The organism is Oceanicella actignis (assembly GCF_008124525.1).
Lineage (GTDB): Bacteria > Pseudomonadota > Alphaproteobacteria > Rhodobacterales > Rhodobacteraceae > Oceanicella > Oceanicella actignis.
The window spans coordinates 472,262-492,248 of sequence record NZ_VNHJ01000002.1 but is presented as its reverse complement, the minus strand read 5'-3'; the positions used below and the strand labels follow the sequence as shown (position 1 = coordinate 492,248).

Annotated in this window: 15 protein-coding genes; 6 read left to right on the top strand and 9 right to left on the bottom strand. The window is 74.2% G+C overall.

All coding sequences use genetic code 11. The annotated features are described in order from the left end of the window. The first annotated feature begins 77 nt into the window (after positions 1–77). From LY05_RS15605 to msrB, 3 genes are all read left to right on the top strand, one after another. Positions 78–1,634: an NYN domain-containing protein gene (locus LY05_RS15605; RefSeq protein WP_148922299.1), complete on the top strand. Its 1,557-nt coding sequence runs from the start codon at positions 78–80 to the stop codon at positions 1,632–1,634. Positions 1,635–2,060: 426 nt separating this feature from the next. Next, the gene (locus tag LY05_RS04930) at positions 2,061–3,692 is read left to right on the top strand and encodes an alpha-D-glucose phosphate-specific phosphoglucomutase (RefSeq protein ID WP_072746935.1); all 1,632 of its coding nucleotides are present in this window, start codon (positions 2,061–2,063) and stop codon (positions 3,690–3,692) included. 42 nt (positions 3,693–3,734) lie between these two features. Continuing rightward, positions 3,735–4,133 (top strand): peptide-methionine (R)-S-oxide reductase MsrB, encoded by a 399-nt coding sequence (gene msrB / locus LY05_RS04925; RefSeq protein ID WP_072746660.1) that lies wholly within the window; start codon positions 3,735–3,737, stop codon positions 4,131–4,133. Positions 4,134–4,797: 664 nt separating this feature from the next. Here msrB and LY05_RS04920 read toward each other — a convergent pair. Beyond that, on the bottom strand, positions 4,798–5,652 hold the full coding sequence (locus LY05_RS04920) for a class I SAM-dependent methyltransferase (protein WP_148922298.1): 855 nt from the start codon (positions 5,650–5,652) through the stop codon (positions 4,798–4,800). 38 nt (positions 5,653–5,690) lie between these two features. Here LY05_RS04920 and LY05_RS04915 point away from each other — a divergent pair, with 38 nt between their 5' ends. The 3 genes from LY05_RS04915 (at position 5,691) to corA (ending at position 9,346) form a co-directional block, all read left to right on the top strand. After that, the gene (locus LY05_RS04915) at positions 5,691–6,467 is read left to right on the top strand and encodes a pyrimidine 5'-nucleotidase (protein ID WP_249041855.1); all 777 of its coding nucleotides are present in this window, start codon (positions 5,691–5,693) and stop codon (positions 6,465–6,467) included. After that, positions 6,464–7,702: an FAD-dependent monooxygenase gene (locus tag LY05_RS04910; protein ID WP_072746662.1), complete on the top strand. Its 1,239-nt coding sequence runs from the start codon at positions 6,464–6,466 to the stop codon at positions 7,700–7,702. The genes LY05_RS04915 and LY05_RS04910 overlap by 4 nt, the downstream gene beginning before the upstream one ends. 522 nt (positions 7,703–8,224) lie before the next feature. After that, entirely contained in the window at positions 8,225–9,346 is a 1,122-nt protein-coding gene (gene corA, locus LY05_RS04905) for a magnesium/cobalt transporter CorA (RefSeq protein ID WP_072746663.1), read from the top strand. Between the two features lie 124 nt (positions 9,347–9,470). On the opposite strand, the gene arsB is transcribed toward corA, so the two are convergent. The 8 genes from arsB to LY05_RS04865 form a co-directional block, all read right to left on the bottom strand. Then, entirely contained in the window at positions 9,471–10,556 is a 1,086-nt protein-coding gene (arsB, locus tag LY05_RS04900; RefSeq protein WP_148922296.1) for an ACR3 family arsenite efflux transporter, read from the bottom strand. 60 nt (positions 10,557–10,616) lie between these two features. Further along, on the bottom strand, positions 10,617–10,853 hold the full coding sequence (locus LY05_RS04895; RefSeq protein ID WP_148922295.1) for a thioredoxin family protein: 237 nt from the start codon (positions 10,851–10,853) through the stop codon (positions 10,617–10,619). 39 nt (positions 10,854–10,892) lie between these two features. Continuing rightward, complete coding sequence (locus LY05_RS04890; protein WP_148922294.1) at positions 10,893–11,957, bottom strand: permease; 1,065 nt, start codon at positions 11,955–11,957, stop codon at positions 10,893–10,895. Beyond that, a complete protein-coding gene (locus tag LY05_RS04885) occupies positions 11,954–12,310 on the bottom strand; it encodes an ArsR/SmtB family transcription factor (RefSeq protein WP_148922293.1) in 357 nt (118 codons plus the stop codon). The genes LY05_RS04890 and LY05_RS04885 overlap by 4 nt, the downstream gene beginning before the upstream one ends. A gap of 164 nt (positions 12,311–12,474) precedes the next feature. After that, positions 12,475–13,683 (bottom strand): hypothetical protein, encoded by a 1,209-nt coding sequence (locus LY05_RS04880; RefSeq protein ID WP_148922292.1) that lies wholly within the window; start codon positions 13,681–13,683, stop codon positions 12,475–12,477. A 45-nt stretch (positions 13,684–13,728) separates the two neighbouring features. Beyond that, positions 13,729–15,588, bottom strand: coding sequence for an HlyD family type I secretion periplasmic adaptor subunit (locus LY05_RS04875; protein ID WP_148922291.1), 1,860 nt, complete (start codon positions 15,586–15,588; stop codon positions 13,729–13,731). Then, positions 15,585–17,312, bottom strand: coding sequence for a type I secretion system permease/ATPase (locus LY05_RS04870; protein ID WP_148922290.1), 1,728 nt, complete (start codon positions 17,310–17,312; stop codon positions 15,585–15,587). Before LY05_RS04870 ends, LY05_RS04875 begins: the two co-directional genes overlap by 4 nt. A 258-nt stretch (positions 17,313–17,570) precedes the next feature. Further along, positions 17,571–19,964, bottom strand: coding sequence for a calcium-binding protein (locus tag LY05_RS04865; RefSeq protein WP_148922289.1), 2,394 nt, complete (start codon positions 19,962–19,964; stop codon positions 17,571–17,573). Between the last annotated feature and the right edge of the window lie 23 nt (positions 19,965–19,987).

Genomic DNA, 19,987 nt, shown 5'->3' with positions numbered 1-19,987 from the left:
CGCCCCGGCGCGGGGCCTTGACGCGCGCGCCGGGGCGTGGTCAGCCCCATGCGCACCCTGACAGGAGGAGACGCGACATGAGCTCGGACGCCCCGCGCCTTGCGGTTCTGATCGACGCGGACAACACCTCGCCGAAGGTGGCGGGCGCGCTGTTTCTCGAGATCGCCAAGCTGGGCGAAGCCTCGGTGCGGCGCATCTATGGCGACTTCTCGTCCGATCAGCTCAAGGGCTGGTCGCGGATCCTGGCCCAGCACGCCATCATCCCGCATCAGCAGTTCGCCTACACGACGGGCAAGAACTCGTCGGACATCGCGCTGGTGATCGACGCCATGGACCTCTTGCACACCGGGCGCTTCGACGGCTTCTGCCTGGTCTCGTCCGACAGCGACTTCACGCGCCTGGCCAGCCGCATCCGCGAACAGGGGGTCGACGTCTACGGCTTCGGGGGGCGCAAGACCCCGGTCGCCTTCCGCCAGGCGTGCAAGCGGTTCTTCTACACCGAGAACCTGGCCGCCGGCGCCGAGCCGCTCGCCGCCGAGGGCGACGCCCAGGCCCTGCCCGACGCCGCCGCGCTGGTGCGCAAGGCCATGGAGGACATGACCGACGACGACGGCTGGGTGGCGCTGGGGGTGGTCGGTCAGCGGCTGGGCAACATCGCCCCCGATTTCGACGCGCGCAGCTATGGCTGCTCGAAGCTGATCGAGGTCATCGAGAAGACCGGCGCCTTCGAGATCGAGCGGCAAGAGGGCCGCGCCGTGCGAATCCGCGAAAAGCCCGCCGGCGGCCGCGCGACCGGGCGGCGGCGCGGCGGGCGGCGCGCCGCCGCGCGCGCCGAGCGCGAAGAGGCCCGCCGGCCCTCCGAGGCCCGGACGCCCCCCCGGGCCGAAGGCGACGGCGGCGAGATGCAGCCGGACGAGGCCGCCGCCACGCCCGCCGCCATGGCCGAGCCGGACGCCCCGGCCATGGCGCAGCAGCCGCCCAAGGCGCCAAAGCGCCGCCGCGCGCGCAAGAGCGCCGAGCCCGACGCCCCGGCGTCCACGCCCGAGGCCGCCGCGGATGCGGCGCCGCAGTCCGACGCGGCGCTGGGCACGCCCGACAAGGCCGCCGCCGAGGACAAACCCGCGCCGGCGGACGAAGCCGCCGAGGCCGCGCCCAAGCCGCGCGCCAGGCGGCGCACGCGCAAGGCCGACGCCCCCAAGGCCGAAGCGGCCGAAACCGGAACCGCCGCGGCCGAAACCGCCGGCGCGCCGGGCGGCGGCGACGGCTCCGAGGCCGAGGCCGCGCCCAAGCCCCGCGCGAGGCGGCGCGCGCGCAAGGACCAGGCGATGGAGCCCGACGGGGCCGACGCAAGCGCGACCGACGCCAGCGCGGCAGAGGCGAAGGCGCCCGAGGCAAGCGCGACCGGGACGCACGCAGCCGAACCCACTGAGCCCAAGACCGACGCCGCCGAAGCTTCCGCCGCGGATGCGCCCGCCGAGGCCCCCAAACCCCGCCGCCGCGCCACGCGCAAGCGCGCCGCCGCGAACGCGCCCGAGGGACCGGCCCCCGCCGATGAAGCTCCCGCATCCGATGCCAAGCCCGCCCGCCGAAGCCGCGCGGGCGCCAAGGCCAAACCCGCCGAAGGCTGGGAATAGCCGACGCCGACGGGGCGCACTGGCGCGGAGGGGACTCTTCCTGCGGACCGGCGCTTGCGTTCCGCGACGGCGCGAAAGCGGCCCCGCCGGGACGCAAGCCCCCGCGCCGACCCGGCAGGCGCCCGAACGCCCCGTCCTGACGGCGCCGTCCCGCCGATGCCGCCCCCGCGGCGCGCGCCCCGCCGGGGCGGCAAGCCGAAGGGACGCGCCCGCCGCCTGCCGAAACGCCGCGCAGGGCGCCCAGGACCGGGCGCCTGAGCCCCGGCGCGCCCGCCGCGCGGCGGGACGCCGCCACCCCGGCCCGCGCCCCGAGCGCACAAGGCCCGAAGCGGCGCCCCCGCCAGTCGCCCGCGCGGCAGCGCCGGCCCTTGACCGGCGGCCCGGAGCGGCGTGAACTGTCGCCGCGCGCCGGATCAGGGAGGCATGATGAACATCCGCACCGTTCCCACCTTGCCCATCCCCGGGCAAAAGCCCGGGACCTCGGGGCTGCGGGCCCGCACGCGGGTCTTCATGCAGGCCGGGTATCTCGAGAATTTCGTCCAGTCGATCTTCGACGCCATCGGCGGCGTCGCGGGGCGCACGCTGGTTCTGGGCGGCGACGGGCGCCATTTCTGCGCGCAGGCCGCCGGCATCATCCTGCGCATGGCCGCGGCGGGGGGCGCGGCGCGGGTCATCGTCGGGCGCGACGGGCTCCTGTCCACGCCCGCCGCCTCGGCGGTGATCCGCGCGCGCGGGGCCGATGGCGGGATCATCCTGTCGGCGAGCCACAACCCCGGCGGGCCGGACGGCGATTTCGGCGTCAAGTTCAACGGCGCCAATGGCGGCCCGGCCCCCGAATCGCTGACCGCGCGCATCCATGCCGTTTCCGAGCGGATCGCGGCCTACCGCATTCTCGACGCGCCCGCGCCCGATCTGAGCCGCTGCGGCGAGATCATGCTGGGCGCCATGACGGTCGAGGTGATCGACCCGGTCGCCGAACACGCCGCGCTGCTCGAGCGCCTGTTCGACTTCGACGCCATCCGGGACCTGTTCGCAAGCGGCTTTCGCATGCGCTTCGACGCCATGCACGCCGTCACCGGCCCCTATGCGCGCGAGATCCTGGTCAACCGGCTGGGCGCGCCCGAGGACACCGTGCTCAACGGCGCGCCGCTGCCCGATTTCGGCGGCGGGCACCCCGACCCGAACCCGACCCATGCCGCGGCGCTGACGGCGCTGATGTCGGGGCCCGACGCGCCCGACTTCGCCGCCGCCTCGGACGGCGACGGCGACCGCATCATGATCCTGGGGCGCGGGATCTACGTCACGCCCTCGGACAGCCTGGCCGTCATCGCGGCCAACGCCGACCTGGCGCCGGGCTATGCGGACGGGATCAGGGGCGTGGCGCGCTCGATGCCCACCAGCCGCGCCGCCGACCGCGTGGCGCAGGCGCTGGGCGTGCCGCTGCACGAGACGCCGACGGGGTGGAAGTTCTTCGGCTCGCTGCTCGACGCGGGCAAGGTGACGCTGTGCGGCGAGGAAAGCGCCGGCGCCGGCTCGGACCATGTGCGCGAGAAGGACGGGCTGTGGGCGGCGCTGATGTGGCTCAACATCCTGGCGCGGCGGCGCGTTCCGGTGGCGCAGCTGATGGCCGAGCACTGGCGCCGCTTCGGGCGCGACTATTTCACCCGCCACGATTACGAGGCGCTCGACCCCGCCCCGGCCCGGGCGCTGATCGAGGATCTGCGCGCCGCCCTGCCCGACCTGCCCGGCCGAAGCGCGGGCGGGCTTCGGATCGAGGCGGCCGACGACTTCGCCTATGTCGATCCCGTCACCGGCGAGCGCGCCGCCGCGCAGGGCGTGCGCATCTTCTTCGCCGACGGCGCGCGCGCGACGCTGCGGCTGTCGGGCACGGGGACTGTCGGCGCGACGCTGCGGATCTATATGGAGCGGCACGAGCCCGACCCCGCGCGCCACGGCCTCGATCCGCAGGCCGCGCTGGCCGACGTGGCCGCGGCGGTCGAGGCGCTGACCGGGCTGCGCGCGCGCACCGGCCGCCAGGGCCCGGACGTGCGCAGCTGAACGCGCCCCGCCCCCCGGCGGCGCGACGAGCAAGGAGCCGCCATGACCGAGAAGATCGTCAAGACCGACGCCCAGTGGCGCGCCGAGCTGGACCCGCTAGTCTACCGCATCACGCGCCGCAAGGGCACCGAGCGCCCCTTCACCCATGACGACTTTCCCAAGGCGCCGGGCCTGTTCCGCTGCGCCTGTTGCGGCGCGGCGCTGTTCGACGCCGCCGACAAGTTCGACAGCGGCACCGGCTGGCCCAGCTTCACCCGCCCCGTCGATCCCGCCGCGGTCGAAGAGCGCGACGATCGCTCGTGGCTCATGCGCCGCACCGAGATCGTTTGCGCGCGCTGCGATGCGCATCTGGGCCACGTATTCCCGGACGGCCCGCCGCCCACGGGCCTGCGCTATTGCATGAACGGCGCCGCGCTGCGGTTCGAACCGGCGCAGGAGTGAAACCGCGCCCGGCCGCCGCAAGGCGCGGCGCGCCGGATCGCTCGGCCCCGGCCCAAGGCCGCGCCCCGGCGCAGGCCGAGCGGCGCCCGCCCGCGCGTGTCTGGCGGGTGCGGCGCATGTCGGGGCGGGGAGCCGAGCGCGCCGGTCGGAACGCGCGTTGCGGCTCCTGGGCGGCGCGCCCGCGCGAGGGCCTAGACCAGCCTTTCTTCGCGCTCGCGCGCCGCTCCGGCGCAGCGCCCCCTTCGCGCGGCCCGCTCAGCTTGCGCGCCCCGGACGTCAACCCGGAGCAGCCCCGAAGTGTCGCCCCCGGCCGCGATGGAATCGACGCCGCGACGGCCCCCGCGCGCGGTCGCGCTGCGGCCTTCCCGATGGGCCCCGACCCGCGCGGCGCGCCAGCGCCCTGCCGCGGCCGCCTCAACCGCTTGCCAGCATGATGGTCGCACGCGCCCGATCAGGCGTGGACCGACGCCGCCGCCCCATCATGCGCGGCCGCACCCGAGGCCAGGCGGCGTCTTGATGGGAGCCGGCGCCAAGAGCGGCTTGACCCGCGCGCCGTCGGCGCGGCGCCGCGCCCTTGCCCGCCTGCCCTGGCGGCGCCCGCCGCCCGCTTCAGGTCGCGCGCCCATCGCCCGCCCCGTCCCGAGCCGGCGCGGGCAAGGACGGCTCAGGCGCGGGCCGTCACGATCCAGGCCGAGGCCGGCAGCCGCACCGCGCCCTCGCGCAGATGGGCGGCCATCGCCGCGCGCAGGCGCCGGGCGGCCTCGGCGCGCAGATCGGCCGGCGCGCCGGCCAGGCGGCTGGCGAGCGGACCGATGCGCATGGCGAAATCCGCCGCGCGCGCCGCCGGGTCGGGGTCGTCGCCCAACTCGGGCGCGACCTCGTGATCGAAGGGCGTGAAGGCGACCTCGCGCCACCCCGCGCCTTCAAGAACGGGAACCACCCGCGCCGGATCCGCCCAGGCGAAGGGCCCCGGCGCCCCGGGCGCCGGAGGCGGCGCGGGCGCGAGCAGATCTGCGCAGGCGCGCAAGGGCAGGCTGGCCCAAAGGTTCAGCTCGGGCCCGCGCCAGCAGGCGATGGCCAGCGGCGCCCCCGGCGCCGTCAGCGATCGCAGATGCGCCCAGGCGGCGGGCGGATCGTCGAAGAACATGGCGCCGCAGCGCGAGTAAAGGGCGTCGAAGGGGGCGCCGTCGTCGGGGCGCCAGCGCGCGGCGTCGGCCAGGACGAAGCGCAGCGGGGCGGCGTCGGGCATCGGCCGCTCGGCCAGGCGCCTGCGCGCGCGCTCGAGCAGCGGCGGCGAGACGTCCACCCCCGCGACCTCGCCCCGCGGCCCGGCCGCCCGCGCCAGCGCGAAGGCGGTCGCGCCCGCGCCGCAGCCCAGGTCAAGAACCCGCCGCCCCTCGAGCGGCCCCAGCGCGCGCATGGCCGCCTCGCCCGACGGCCCAAGCAGGGTGTCGAGCGCGTCGGCCTTGTCGGCCCATTCGGCGCCCACGCGCCCCTTCCAGTCCTCGATCGTGGTCATGCCGCCCTGCCTTTCCTCCTGCGCCCGGTCGGGCGATCATGGACCCGCCGTTTCCGCCGCGCTATCACGAGCGCATGAGCGACGCCTTGTCCAGCCCCGCGCCGTCCGCCCCCGTCCCAGATCCCGCGCGGCTCGTCGCGCGGCTCGGGCATGTGCGCGAGTGGATCTTCGACCTCGACAACACGCTCTACCCCGCCTCGAACGCGCTTTTCGCCCAGATCGAAGAGCGCATGGCCGCCTACATGATGCGCGTCTTCGGCCTGCGCCGGAGCGACGCGCAAAGGCTGCGGCGCGAATACTGGCGCGACCACGGCACCACGCTGGCGGGGCTGATGCGCAATCATCGCACCGATCCCGACGCCTTTCTCGACGAGGTGCACCGCATCGACTTCTCGGTCCTGCGCCCCGATCCGAGGCTGCGCGCGGCCATGCTGGCGCTGCCGGGCCGGCGCATCGTCTTCACCAACGGCACGTCCGATTACGCGCGGCGCGTCATCGCCGCGCTGGGGCTGGACGGCTGCTTCGAGGCCGTCTACGGCATCCGCGAAGCCTTCTACACCCCCAAGCCCCTGCCCGCCGCCTATCAGCGCATCTTCGGCGCCGACGGCCTGAACCCGCGCCGCGCGGCCATGTTCGAGGACGACCCGCGCAATCTCGAGGTTCCCCACGCCCTCGGCGTCGCCTGCGTGCTGGTCGGCCCCGAGGCGCGCCCCGACCTGCCGCATGTGGATTTCGCCACGGACGACCTTGCGGGCTTTGTGTCGCGGCTCGGGCCATTGCTTCGCGCCGCGCCGCGGCTAGAGTCCGGCGCATGAGCGAGCAACACCGATCCCCCCGCGCGGCCGCGCGGCTCGAGGCCGACGTGCTGGTCGCCGGCGGCGGCGCGGCCGGGCTGACCGCCGCGGCGCTGTTCGGCTCGGCCGGGTTCGAGGTCATCTGCGTCGATCGCGAGACGCCGCGCCTCGACCCGGCCGATCCCGGCGCCGATCTGCGCACGACCGCCTTTCTGACCCCCTCGGTCGAGACGCTGCGCCGCGCCGGCGCGTGGGAGCGCCTCGCCCCCCATGCGGCGCCCTTGCGCGTGATGCGGCTGATCGACGCCGGCGGCGCGCGGAACGTGCCCCGCCGCACGGCCGATTTCGTCTCGGACGAGGTGCAGGATCACCCCTTCGGCTGGAACCTGCCCAACACGGTGATCCGCCGCGCCCTGCTCGAGCGCATCGAAGAGCTGCCGAACGTGCGCCTGCGCGCGCCCGCCGCGCTGACGCGCCTGACCCCGCGGCTGAATGACGCGGTGGCGCAGCTGTCCGACGGCGCGCAGGTGCGCGCGCGGCTGGTGGTGGCCGCCGACGGGCGCGACTCGGCCGCGCGCCGCATGCTGGGCCTTGGCGCGCGGCGCTGGGGCTATGCTCAGAAGGCGCTGGTCTTCGCCGTGGCGCATGAGCGCCCGCATGAGGGCGTCTCGACCGAGATCCACCGCACCGGCGGCCCCTTCACCCTGGTGCCCCTGCCCGATCACGAGGGGCGGCCCTGCTCGTCCGTCGTGTGGATGGAGCGCGGGCCCCGCGCGCAGGCGCTGTTCGAGGCGCCGCCCGAAGCGTTCGAAGAGGCCGTGAACGAACGCAGCTGCGGCGTTCTGGGCCGCCTTCGCCCGATCGGGCGGCGCGCGCTGTGGCCGATCGTCAGCCAGCTGGCCGAGCGCCTTGACGGCCCGCGCGGCGCCTTGATGGGCGAGGCGGCGCATGTGGTCCCGCCGATCGGCGCGCAGGGGCTGAACATGTCGCTGGCCGACGCGGCGGCGCTGGCCGATCTCGTAGCCAGGGCGGCGGCGGCCGGCGAGGACATCGGCGCGCCCGCGCTGCTGGCGCGTTATCACCGCGCGCGCTGGCCCGAGATGTCGGCGCGCGTGGCGGGCATCGACCTGCTCAACCGCGCCGCCATGGCCCAGGCCCAGCCGCTGCGCGACCTGCGCGCGGCGGGGCTGACGGCGCTGCATGCGGCCGCGCCCTTGCGGCGGCTGGCGATGCGGCTGGGCATGGGCGCGCGCTGACCGCCGCGCCGAGGCCGCACGCCGCCGCCCCCATCCCGCGCCGCGCGCACCCTGACCCGCGCCGCGCCCCCCATGTCGCGCCTGGCGCCCCCTGTCCCGCGCTTGGCGCCCCGCCTCGCGCGCCCCCGCCTGACGCTTCGCGCCCCGTCCGGCGCCGCGCGCCCCCTGCCCCGCGCTCACTGCTCCCATCTGGCGTCCCGCGCCCACTGCCCCGCGCTCCCATCTGGCGTCCCGCGCCCCTGCCCCGCGCTCCGCGCTCCCATCTGGCGTCTCGCGCCCCCGCGCCGCGCGTCCGCGCCTGACGCCCGGCGCCCCGCGCCGCACCACGCGCCTCGCGCCCCCGGGCCGCGCGCACCGCCCCGCACCGCGCGCCCCGCCCCGCGCCGCGCGCCCGTCCCGCGCCGCGCGCCCGTCCCGCGCCGCGCGCACCGCCCCGCGCCGCGCTCCGGGCCACGCGCCTGCGGGCGGTTGACCCCGACGCCCCGCCGGCGCACGATTCCGTCGATCCATGCCGGAGGACCCATGGCGCGCGCGCACTCCCCGAACACCCAAGCCCGCCGGCGCCGGCGGATCGACCCGCGCCGCATCGGCGCCTCGCCTGTCGCCATTCTGACCCCGCCCGATGCGCGGCCCACCCGCATCCGCACCCATGTCTATGACGGCGCGCATCACGAGATCCGCGAGGGCTGCGCGCCGCCCGTCGAGGGCGCCTTCCGCTGGGTCGAGATCGCGGGCCTTGCCGACGCGGACGCGATCGCCGCGGCGGCCCGCGCCCTGGGGCTGAGCGACCTGGCCGTGGCCGAGATCTTCCAGACCGACCAGCGCCCCCAGACCGAGATCGACGGCGCGCTCGTCCAGACCTTCATCCGCGCGCCCCTCGGGGGGCCGCCGCTGGCCGGCGAGCAGCTTTGCCTCGTTCTCGGGCCGGGTTTCGCGCTCAGCGTCAGCGAAAGCGGCCATGAGCTGTTCGCGCCGGTGCTGCGGCGGCTCGAGGCGGGGACGGGGCGCATCCGGTCGGACCCGGCCTATCTGTTCTACGCCCTGATCGACGCGACGCTGGATGCGTGGTTTCCCTTGCTCGAGCGCTATGGCGACGCGATGGAGCGGATCGAGGAAGCCATCCTGCGGTCGCCCGATCACGGCATGATCGGCGACATCCACCAGCTGCGCCGCGACCTTCTGAACATGCGCCGCGCCCTGTGGCCCCTGCGCGACGCCCTCGCGCCGCTGACGCGGGAGGATTCGGACCGGATCCCGCCATGGATGCGCCCCTACATGCGCGACCTGTCCGACCACGCCTTCCAGGCGCTGGACATGGTCGAGCTCTATCGCGAGGTGTCGCAGGGCCTGATCGATCTGCACATGTCGGCGCTCTCGAACCGGATGAACGAGGTGATGAAGGTGCTGACCATCATCGCCACGCTGTTCATTCCCATGACGTTCATCGCCGGGGTCTACGGCATGAACTTCGACCGCGCCTCGCCCTGGAACATGCCCGAGCTGGGCTGGCGCTACGGCTATCCGTTCGCGCTGGGGCTGATGGGCGCGTCCGCGGCGGCGATGATCTGGTTGTTCCGCCGCCATGGCTGGCTGGGCGGCGGGAAAGGCGCGCCCCCCGGCCCCGACAAGCCGACGGGCGACTGAGCGCGCCGCCCGGCGACGCGGCGCCATGCCGGGCGGCGCCCCGTCAAGGCGCGGCTGGCCGGCCGCCCCGGAACGGCGCCGAACCGCCCGCCGCAACGCCGCGCCAAGCCGCCGGGCGCCCCGCTCAGGAGGCGCCGCCGCCCCGCCCCTCGGCGGCCGCCGCGGCGCCCTGCACGCGGCGCACGGCCGCGCCGCGCTCATACCAGCCTCGGCTGGCGTTCACGATCCTGACCACCGACAGCATCACGGGCACCTCGATCAGCACGCCGACCACCGTCGCCAGCGCCGCCCCCGAGAACAGGCCGAACAGGCTGATCGCGGCCGCCACCGCCAGCTCGAAGAAGTTGCTGGCCCCGATCAGCGCCGAAGGCCCGGCCACGCAATGCGCCTCGCCGCTCAGGCGGTTGAGCAGATAGGCCAGCGCCGAGTTGAAATAGACCTGCACCAGGATCGGGGCGGCCAGCATGGCGATGATCAGCGGCTGCTCCAGGATCTGCCGTCCCTGAAAGCCGAACAGCAGCACCAGCGTCGCCAGCAGCGCGCCAAGGGAAACGGGATTGATCCGCCGCAGCAGCGCCTCGAGCGCCGCCGTCCCCCCGCGCGCCAGCGTGCGCGCGCGCAGCGCCTGCGCGATGACGATCGGCACGACGATATAGAGCGCCACCGACAGCAGCAGCGTCTCCCACGGCACGGTGATGGCCGAGATGCCCAGCAGCAGCCCCACGATCGGCGCATAGGCCACGACCATGATCGCGTCGTTCAACGCGACCTGCGTCAGGGTGAAGTGCGGCTCGCCCCGGGTCAGGTTGCTCCAGACGAACACCATCGCCGTGCAGGGCGCCGCGGCCAGCAGGATCAGGCCCGCGATGTAGCCGGGGATCTGGTCGGCCGGCAGCCAGGGGCGGAACAGCCAGCCCAGGAACAGCCAGCCCAGAAGCGCCATGGAAAAGGGCTTGACCGCCCAGTTCACGAACAGCGTCACCCCGATGCCGCGCCAATGCCGGCCCACCCCGCGCAGCGCGGCGAAGTCGATCTTGAGCAGCATGGGAATGATCATGAGCCAGATCAGCACCGCGACGGGCAGGTTGACCTTGGCGACCTCCATCGCCCCGATCAGCTCGAAGACGCCGGGAAAGGCGCGCCCCAGCGCGATTCCGGCCACGATGCACAACGCCACCCAAAGGGTCAGGTATCGCTCGAAAATGGACATGCATGCTCTCCTTGCGCCGGGCGCGCGGCGCAAGGCCGCGCGCGCCTGGCGGCCCGGGCTTCAGGCCGACAGCCAGGCCTCGACATCGGCCTCCTTCGGCAGGCCGCCCGCATGGACCAGGCGGCCGTCGATCGCGATGCCCGGGGTCGAGGCGGCTCCCGCCATGGCGATCCTGGCGTAGTCGGTCTCCTTGGAGACCTGCACCTCGACGCCCAGCTTGCGCGCGGCGGCTTCGACCATCTCCCTGACCGCCTCGCAGCGCTTGCAGCCGGGTCCGTAGACGATGACGTTCTTCATGGCGTTTTCCTTCGCTGCATGACCGGCACGACGCCGGGCTCAGAAGATCAGGTTGAACAGGAAGCCCACGGCCAGGATGCCGCCGCCGACGACGCCGACGAAGACCGCGATGAGCCGCAGCGTCAGCACCTTGCGCAGGATCAGCATCTCGGGCAGCGACAGGGCGATGACGCTCATCATGAAGGCCAGCACCGTGCCCAGCGCCGCGCCCTTGTCCAGCAGCGCCTCGACGATCGGGATGACGCCGGCCGCGTTGGCATACATGGGAATGCCCATGACGACCGCGGCGGGCGCCGACCACCAGGCGTCCGCGCCCATGATGCGCGCCATGGCGGCCTCGGGCACGTAGCCGTGGATGAGGGCGCCGATGGTGATGCCGGCGACGATCCACATCCAGACCTTGCCGACGATCTCCTTCACCGCCTCGACGCCCTCGCGGTAGCGGTCGACCATGGTCAGCCGGCGCTCGGGCGCGGGCGCGGCGGCGCCGGCGTGGATGTCGCGCACCCAGTCCTGCAGCCATCCCTCGAGGCGCAGCTTGCCGATGATCCAGCCCGAAACCACCGCCACGCCCAGCCCGAAGACCAGATAGGTGACCGCCACCTTCCAGCCGACCAGCCCCCAGAGCAGCACCAGCGCCACCTCGTTGACCATGGGCGCGGCGATGAGGAACGAGAAGGTCACCCCCAGCGGCACGCCCGCCGAGACGAAGCCGATGAACAGCGGCGCCGCCGAGCATGAGCAGAAGGGCGTGAAGATGCCCAGCGTCGCGGCCAGGACGTTCCCCGCCCCCTCGCGCCGCCCCGACAGCAGGGCGCGCGTCTTCTCGGGGCTGAACCAGGTGCGCACCACGCCCATCGCGAAGACGATGAGGGTCAGCAGCATGATGACCTTGGGCGTGTCGTAGAAGAAGAAGGCCAGCGCCTCGCCCGCATGGCTTTCGCGCGCCACGGGCAGCTGCGCGGTCAGCCACTCGGAAAAGGCGGGCAGCTGGCGGTAAATGGCGAACCACAGCGCGACGAAGCCCGCCACGCCCGCATGCCACAGCCAGTCGGAACGCGCGCCACGGGGGGACGCGGAAATGGACGTGTTGGCCTGGGTCATCTTGCCGCGCCTCCTTCGACGCCGGTTTGCGCGCCCGCGCGGGCGCCTTTCGCCTGCGCGAGGGCGCGGGCATCCTCCGCCGCGGGGCCGGCGCGCAGCACGGCCTCGACGATGGCGGTCAGCTCGGGGGACAGATCGGGATTGCGGCGGTAGCGCACCCATTGGCGATCGCGCCTGTCCAGCACCACTCCGGCCTGCCTGAGCACCTTCATGTGGCGCGACATGCGGCTCTGGCTGGCGCCGAGGCGCTCCATCAGCTCGCATACGCAATGCTCGCCGTCGCTCCACACGATCCGCAGCGCGCCGAGGCGCACGGGATCGGCCAGCGCGGCCAGAAATTCGGCAAGGTACATCGAATCGCTCCTTCGGCGTCGCAGCGTATGCCATGCCATTTATGCGCCTCGGCGCATATGCGCAAGGAGACATCAACAGGGGCGCGCGCCGCCCCTCGCCGCCGGGCGAAACCCGGCCGCGCGTCCTTGTGGATCCGTCGGCGACCCGCGCCGCCGCTCGGGGGTCAGCCGCCCTCGACCGGCGCGCCGAACAATGCCGCCGCGGCCCCGATCGCCGCCAGCGCCCAGAGGCCGGCGATGCGCGCCCGCCCCACGCCCGCCGCGCGCGCATGTTCGGCCGCGATCAGCGCCTGGATGGCGTAGTAGAGGGCGAATGCCCGCGAGGCGTAGGCGATGATCTCGAACACGTTCGCGCGCCAGGTCAGCGCCAGCCCGATCGCGGTCAGCAGGGCATAGCCATGGCGCGGCGCGATGCGCCCGCGGGTCAGCTCGTGCATCAGCCCGCCCGAGCCCGCCGCGTCGGCGATCGCGGCGCTGAACTGCGCGCTCAGGGCCGCCGCCACCAGCAGCGCCGGCAGGATCGGCGCGGCGGCGCGCACCGCGTCGATCACCGCCGTCTCGCGCAAGGGGCCCTCGGGCGGCGCGAAGCCCAGCGCGTAGAGCGCCGCGTAGGCGACATAGATCGCCGTCGCCAGCCCCTGCGCCAGGCGCATCGAGCGAATGCGCGTGCGCGCGTCGTAGGCATGGCCAAGATAGCGCGAGGTCTCGAACCCCTGCACCGTCACGATCAGCCCCAGCGCAACCGCCGCGCCGTGAAGCGGGTCGATCCGCGGCGGGTCGGCCGACAGCGCGCCCGCCTCGGCCTGGCGCCACAGCCACGCGCACAGCCCCGCCAACAGCCCCGCGATCACCGCCAGCTTCAGACCGACGGCGATCTGCTCCATGCGCTCGAGCGCGCCGAACCCCCGCAGCCAGCCCACCGCCAGGATGACCGCAAAGGCGGCGCTGGCGACCAGGCGCGCATGATGGCGGTCGTCAACCTCGGTCAGCCGCACGGCGAATGCGCCGAACAGGTTCAGGTAATACGCCACCGACACCACATAGGCGAAGGCCAGCGCCCACGAGGCCAGCGTCTCGAGCCTGCGCGCGGCGGGCGGTCCGCCCTGCGCGCCGGCGGCCTCGATGGCGGCGATGTTCAGCCGGATCGCGGCGCCGAACGCCCAGGCCAGCGCGCACAGCCCCGCCATGACCAGCGGCGCGGCGACGCCGTAAGAGGCGTCGAGCACCGGCCCCAGAACCAGAAAGCCGCTGCCGATGATCGAGGCGAGCGGCGTCAGCGCCGCGCGCCACAGCCGCGCGCGCGCGACGCGCGGATGGACAAGCGCCGCCGCGACCGCCAGCGCCGCCCCGAGGACCAGGAGATTGACGCTCATGCCCCGAACATGCCCGCCCGCGCGCGCCGACGCCAGAGCGGCGCGTCACTTCTCCAGAAGCGCCGTGCTCATCGCCCCGAGAATGGGCGCCGTCAGATACTGCGCCACGGTCTGCGAGCCGGTGCCGATCAGCGCCTCGACCTGCATGCCCGGCAGCGCGCGCACCTCGCCCCCGGCCGGCAGCGCCTTGGGGTCGAGGCGGATCTGCACCGCGTAATAGGGCGGCCCCCCCGCCGGATCGAGAATGGAGTCGGCCGAGATCCGCGTCACCGTTCCGGGCAGGGGCGGCGTGCGGCGGAAGCTGTAGGCGGTCAGCCGCACGCGCACCGGCTGCCCCGGCGCGGCGACGTCGATGTCCGAGGGCCGCAGGCGCGCCTCGACCACCAGTTCGGCCCCGTCGGGCAAAATGTCGAGCAGCCGCTGCCCCGGTTCGATCACCGCGCCGGGCGCGTTCACGCCAGGATCGACCACCGTGCCGGACCAGGGCGCGCGCACCTCGAGGCGGCCGAGCGCATCCTCGACCGCGATCAGGCGCTGACGCAGATCGTTGACGCGATCGAGCGCGCCCTGACGCTCGCGCGCGGCGGTCTCGAGCCGGTCGCGGCCGATCTGGAGCTTGCGTTCCTGCGTTTCGCCGATGGACTGGCGCGCGCGGGCGATGGCGCCCGAGATCTGGCCGATGCGGCCCTCGGTCTCGGCCTCGGCGCGGCGCAGCGCCAGAACGCGCGGGCGCGACATCAGCCCCTTGGCCAGCAGCGCGCGGGCGTCGGACAGCTCTTCGCGCACCAGGGCAAGCTGGGTGCGCGCCGAACGCAGGCCCAGCTCCAGCCCGCCGATCTCCTCGCGCAGCTGGGCGATGCGCTGGTCGAGGATCGCCAGCTGCCCCGCGCGGGCCGCCCGGTTGGCGGCGTAGGCGCGCGCCTCGGCGGCGAACAGGGCGCGCAGGGCCGGATCGGCCGTCATCAGCGCCGCCAGCTCGGCCCCGGGCGCGACTTCGGCCGCGTCGCGATCCTCGGCGTCGAGGCGCGCCAGCGTCGCCAGCGCGCCCGCCAGCTGCGCGCGCAGGATGTTGCGCTGGGCAAGGGGGCGCGTCTCGTCCAGGCGGACCAGCAGATCGCCCTTGCGCACGCGCGCGCCCTCGCGCACCAGCACCTCGCGCACGATGCCGCCTTCGAGATGCTCGACCGGACGGCGCGCGCCGTCGGCCTGGATCACGCCGGGCGCGACGGCGGCGCTGTCGAGCGTGGCGGTCATGGCCCATCCGCCCAGCACCCCGAAGAAGGCGATCGCCGCCAGCGCCGCCCACAGGATCAGGCCGCGCACGCGCGTCGGCGCCGCCACGCGCGGCCCGCCCGCGCCCGACAGCCCCCCAAGACGAAGCGCGCGCCCCGGCGGCGGCGCCCCGGCGCCGCCGGGCGCCGCGGCAAGGCGCAGGCCGCGCCGCGCGGCGGGCGGGGCGGCGCCGTCCGCACCGGTCGCGCGCTCCGCCCCCGACGGGGCGCGATCGGGCGCCGGCGACGCGCCCTTGCGCCCACCGGCGCCGGCGTCGCCCGCATCGCCCGCATGGCCCTCAGGGCCCGCATGGCCCGCATGGCCCGCATGGCCCTCATGGCCCTCATGGCCCTCATGGCCCTCATGGCCCTCATGGCCCTCATGGCCCTTGAGGGCTTCCGGGCCGGGCGCAAGGCCGTCAAGCGGCGCGCGCTCCTCATGGGCGCGCGCGCCCGGCCGGCCCGACGCCGGACGATCCGGCGGCGCGCCCTCGCCGGCCGCGCTGTCCGACGCCGCAGGGCCCCGAAGCGCCGCGTCGCGGCCCATGCCATCGGCCGCGGTGCCTTGCGCCCCGCCGGCGGGCGGGGCGACGGCGGCGGCGTGCACGGGCGGCGCCTGTCGCGGGGCGCTCATGACCGCGCTCCGCGCCCGGCCAGGGCCCTGGGCCGCGCGCCCGCCGCGGGAACGACGGCGGGTCGGCCGATCTGGCGCAGCACCTCGCGCGCGGGGCCGAAGCGGATCAGCCGCCCCGCCTCAAGCACCGCCGCATGGCTCAGCTGCGCCAGAATGTTGAGCCGATGCGTGACGACGACCACGGTCGCGCCGCGCTCGCCCGCGCCGCGCACGGCGCGCGCCAGCGCCGCCTCGCCCTCGGGATCGAGATTCGAGTTCGGCTCGTCCAGCACGATCAACCGCCTTTCGCCCAGCAAGGCGCGCGCGAGGCCGATGCGCTGACGCTGACCGGCGGAAAGGCGCTCGCCCCGCGGGCCGACGCGGGCGTTGTAGCCGCCCGGCAGGGCCAGGATCATCTCGTGCACGCCGGCGCGGCGGGCGGCCTCGACCACCTGGGCGGGCGCGACCTCGGGGTCCATGCCGGCGATGTTCTCGGCCACCGTGCCCTCCATCAGCTCGATGCGCTGGGGCATGAAGCCCACATGGCGCCCGATCTGATCCTCGGGCCAGTCCTCGAGCGCGGCGCCGTCGATGCGCACATGCCCCCGCGACAGGGGCTGAAGCCCCGCCAGCGCCCGCGCCAGCGTCGTCTTCCCCGCCCCCGAGGGGCCGATCAGCCCCAGCGCATCGCCGGGAGCGAGCGCGAACGAGACGTCGAACAGAAGCGGCTCCTGCCTTTCGGGGCGAATGACGGTGGCGTGCTCGACCTCGACCCGCCCCTGCGGCGGCGGCAGCTCGAGCCCGTCGCGCGGCGCGCGCAGGCGCGCCAGCGCGCCGTTCAGCCGGTCCAGCGCCTGGCGCGCGCTCATCAGCGCCCGCCAGCCCGCGATCGACTGCTCGACCGGCGCGGCCGCGCGCCCCAGCAGGATCGCGGCGGCGATCATCAGACCCGGCGCCATCTGGCCCGCCAGCACCAGCGACACCCCCGCCCCCATCATGGCGATCTGCAGCGCCATGCGCACGAATTTGGCCAGCGACGTCATGAGCGCGATGCGGTCCGTGGCCAGCGCCCCGCCGGCCTGCGCCATGGCCGCCGCATCCGCCCAGCGCCCGGCCAGCGCCGGGGCGCGGCCCATGGCGCGCGTGACCTCGACGTTGCGCAGGAAATCCTCGGCCGCCGCCTGCGCGCGGCGCGCGGCGTCGGCGGCGAAGCGCGCATGGCCGCGGCTGAACAGCTCGCCCGCCACGCCCAGAAGCAGCAGCGTCAGCACCCCGCCCAGCGCGATCATGCCCAGCACCGGATGGAACAGCCAGATCACGCCCACGAACAACGCCGCCCATGGCGCGTCCAGGAGCGCGATGAAGGCCGGCCCGGTGACGAAGCCGCGCAGCTCGGTCAGGTCGATGAGGGGCTGGGCGGGCGAGACGCCCTCGGGCTGGTCCTGGTCCGACCCGCGCAAGAGGCCCTCGAACAGCGCCGGGCCAAGCCGCGCGTCCAGCCGCGCGCCCAGCCGCGCCGCCATGCGCTGGCGCAACAGGTCGAAGACGAAGAAGAAGCCCAGCGCCAGCAGCGCGCCGATGGTCAGCGCCGCCAGCGTCGCATGGCTGCCCGAGGTCATCACCCGCTCGAACAGCTGAATCATGTAAAGCGGCGCCGTCAGGATGAGCAGGTTGACCCCCACGCTCACCCCCGCGATCGCCGCGATCAGGCCGCGCTGGCCCTGGAAAACCGTCGCTTCGCGCATGTCTCTCCCCCCGTTCGGGCCGCCTTGCGCGGCCGCGCGCCCCCCGGCGCGCCCCCCTGTCCTGCGATGCGCGCCTTGCGGCGCGGCGAACGCCCCGCGCTTCGGCGCGAGGCGTCCTGGTCCGTCGATCCTGCATGCGGGGGGCCAGCGATCACGGCCGAACCAGGACTGGGGGACGGAACCGGACTCACGCGAGCCGGCCCCGCCCCTTGAGACGGAACGGCCCGCCGGCTGGCGCCGGGGGGCCGCCCCATGCGGTCAGACCAGCACGATGTCCACGGCCTCGTAGAGGAAGTTGCCCTGCGAGTAGCTGTTGATGCCGATGCCGGTGAAGTCGCTGTTGTCCTGGCCCAGATGGTCGAAGGACAGGAACGGGATGCCGCCCGCGCCGGTGGTCACCGCCGTCAGCAGCACGACCGAGCCGCCGATGCTGACGGTGGTGTTGGTCCCGTCGTCGAAGACCCCCGTCAGGGCGTTGAGCTGCTCGAAGGCGGCGGTGTCGTCCACGCCCTCGCTCAGATCCTCGATGCAGTAGGTCAGGACGTCGCCTTCCTCGAAGTCGAAGTCGGTGATCACGTCCGAGCCATCGTTCGAGGAGAACTCTTCGCCATCCCAGACCAGGTTGACCACGAAGATGTCCTTCCCGCCGCCGCCGGTCAGGACGTCGTCGCCCTCGCCGCCGATCAGGATGTCCTCGCCGCGGCCGCCGTCCAGGCTGTCGGCGCCCGCGCCGCCCTCGAGCTGATCGTGCCCGAAGCCGCCGACCAGAACGTCGTCGCCCTCTTCGCCCCACAGGCAGTCGTCGCCGTCCGCGCCGAAGAGCCGATCGTTCCCGACGCCGCCGGCCAGCTTGTCGTCGCCGCCGCCGCCGTCCAGGCTGTCGTCGCCCTCTTCGCCGCACAGAACGTCGTTGCCGTCGTCGCCGAACATGTTGTCGTCGCCGCCGTCGCCCTCCATGTAGTCGTCGCCGAAGCCGCCATACATGTCGTCGCGGCCCTCGCCGCCATACATGACGTCGTTGCCGGTGTTGCCGAACAGGTCGTCGTCGCCCGCGTCGCCGAGGATCACGTCGTCGTCGGCGCCGCCGTAGATGACGTCGTCGCCGTCGTTGCCGCGCAGCAGGTCGGCGCCGGCGTCGCCCTCGATGCGGTCATCGCCGTCATTGCCCTCGGCATAGTCGTTGCCGTCATTGCCGCGGATCATGTCGTTGCCCGCGCCGCCCTGCATGGTGTCGTCGCCGAGCTGGCCCCAGATCCGGTCGTCGCCGTCGCCGCCGCTGATGTAGTCGTCGTCGCGGCCGCCGAAGAGCCGGTCGTTGCCGTGCTCGCCCCAGATCATGTCCTCGCCCGAGCTGCCGCGGATGATGTCGTCGGCGGTGAAGTCCTGCTCGACCAGCGCCACGCTCACTTCGGAATCGGTGGGCGTTCCGTCGCCGAAGTCAGGATCGGGAATGCCGTCGCCGTCGCCGCAGCGGGCCGGATCGCAGACCCAGGCGGGAGGATCGACGAAGCCTCGATCGATCGCGAAATCGACGGTGATGACCGGCTTGAAGCCGAACTTGCCCATCGGCGTCGCGCCCTCGCGGATGAAGGGCCCCGAGACCGAGATGTAGGCGCCGTCGCCGGCGAAGTCGCCCCAGATCCCGTCGGCGCCGCCGCCGCCCAGCATCCAGTCGTCGCCCGAGCCGCCGCGCATCTGGTCGCGGCCGCCGTCGCCCTGCATCGAGTCGTCGGACGAGCCGCCGTCCATCACGTCGGCATGACGGCCGCCGAACATCAGATCCAGCCCCGCCTCGCCGAACATGTGGTCGAAGCCGGCGCCGCCGTCCATGTGGTCGCCGCCGTCGCCGCCGAACATGCAGTCATCGCCGCCCGGGAAGCTCTTGGGCCGGCCGATCCAGGTGTCCGAGCCGATGTCGAGATCGGTCAGCTTGCCCTGGCGGTGGTCGCCATACATCTCGTCTTCGCCGGCGCCGCCTTCCATGTAGTCGTCGCCCGCCCCGCCGGCCATGCGGTCGTCGCCGTCGCGGCCATACATGACGTCCTGGCCGTCATTGCCATACATGGTGTCGTCGCCGCGGCCGCCATCCATGCAGTCGTCGCCGCCTTCGCCGGCCATGCAGTCGTCGCCGTCGCGGCCGAACATCTCGTCGTCGCCGTCCGCGCCGCCTTCGCCGCCCGAGTCGCCGAACATCTGGTCGTTGCCGGCGCCGCCGTCGAGGAAGTCGTCCTCCGAGCCGCCAAGCATGGTGTCGTCGCCATACTCGCCCCAGAGCTCGTCATTGCCCGATTCGCCGTTGAGGTAGTCGTCGTCGTCGAACAGGATCGGCCCGATCACGCCATAGGGCGTCGCGCCGCCATTGCCGCCGATCAGCAGGTCCTTGTCCTCGCCGCCCAGAAGCTTGTCGTCGCCGCCGTTGCCGATCAGCTCGTCGCAGCCCTCTTCGCCGTCGATGCGGTTGTTGTTCTCGTTGCCAAGCGCCTTGTCGTCGCCGGCGCCCAGGTCATAGTTGTCGGGCATGCCCTCGAGGTTCATGTCCACGGCCTCGTCGCCATGCGAGCCCGTCCCGGTCACCTGATTGTTGAACGGGCGCGAGAGGTCCACATAGCATTCCGGATCGCATTCTTCCCAGGGTTGGAATCGCGTCGCCATGACTATTCGCCTTTCTTTTGAAG

What these genes read in the sequence shown, in the direction of transcription:
- LY05_RS15605 (WP_148922299.1), top strand. Translation starts at nt 78, where the DNA reads ATGAGCTCGGACGCCCCGCGCCTTGCGGTTCTGATCGACGCGGACAAC.
- LY05_RS04930 (WP_072746935.1), top strand. Translation starts at nt 2,061, where the DNA reads ATGAACATCCGCACCGTTCCCACCTTGCCCATCCCCGGGCAAAAGCCC.
- msrB (WP_072746660.1), top strand. Translation starts at nt 3,735, where the DNA reads ATGACCGAGAAGATCGTCAAGACCGACGCCCAGTGGCGCGCCGAGCTG.
- LY05_RS04920 (WP_148922298.1), bottom strand. Translation starts at nt 5,652, where the DNA reads ATGACCACGATCGAGGACTGGAAGGGGCGCGTGGGCGCCGAATGGGCC.
- LY05_RS04915 (WP_249041855.1), top strand. Translation starts at nt 5,691, where the DNA reads ATGGACCCGCCGTTTCCGCCGCGCTATCACGAGCGCATGAGCGACGCC.
- LY05_RS04910 (WP_072746662.1), top strand. Translation starts at nt 6,464, where the DNA reads ATGAGCGAGCAACACCGATCCCCCCGCGCGGCCGCGCGGCTCGAGGCC.
- corA (WP_072746663.1), top strand. Translation starts at nt 8,225, where the DNA reads ATGGCGCGCGCGCACTCCCCGAACACCCAAGCCCGCCGGCGCCGGCGG.
- arsB (WP_148922296.1), bottom strand. Translation starts at nt 10,556, where the DNA reads ATGTCCATTTTCGAGCGATACCTGACCCTTTGGGTGGCGTTGTGCATC.
- LY05_RS04895 (WP_148922295.1), bottom strand. Translation starts at nt 10,853, where the DNA reads ATGAAGAACGTCATCGTCTACGGACCCGGCTGCAAGCGCTGCGAGGCG.
- LY05_RS04890 (WP_148922294.1), bottom strand. Translation starts at nt 11,957, where the DNA reads ATGACCCAGGCCAACACGTCCATTTCCGCGTCCCCCCGTGGCGCGCGT.
- LY05_RS04885 (WP_148922293.1), bottom strand. Translation starts at nt 12,310, where the DNA reads ATGTACCTTGCCGAATTTCTGGCCGCGCTGGCCGATCCCGTGCGCCTC.
- LY05_RS04880 (WP_148922292.1), bottom strand. Translation starts at nt 13,683, where the DNA reads ATGAGCGTCAATCTCCTGGTCCTCGGGGCGGCGCTGGCGGTCGCGGCG.
- LY05_RS04875 (WP_148922291.1), bottom strand. Translation starts at nt 15,588, where the DNA reads ATGAGCGCCCCGCGACAGGCGCCGCCCGTGCACGCCGCCGCCGTCGCC.
- LY05_RS04870 (WP_148922290.1), bottom strand. Translation starts at nt 17,312, where the DNA reads ATGCGCGAAGCGACGGTTTTCCAGGGCCAGCGCGGCCTGATCGCGGCG.
- LY05_RS04865 (WP_148922289.1), bottom strand. Translation starts at nt 19,964, where the DNA reads ATGGCGACGCGATTCCAACCCTGGGAAGAATGCGATCCGGAATGCTAT.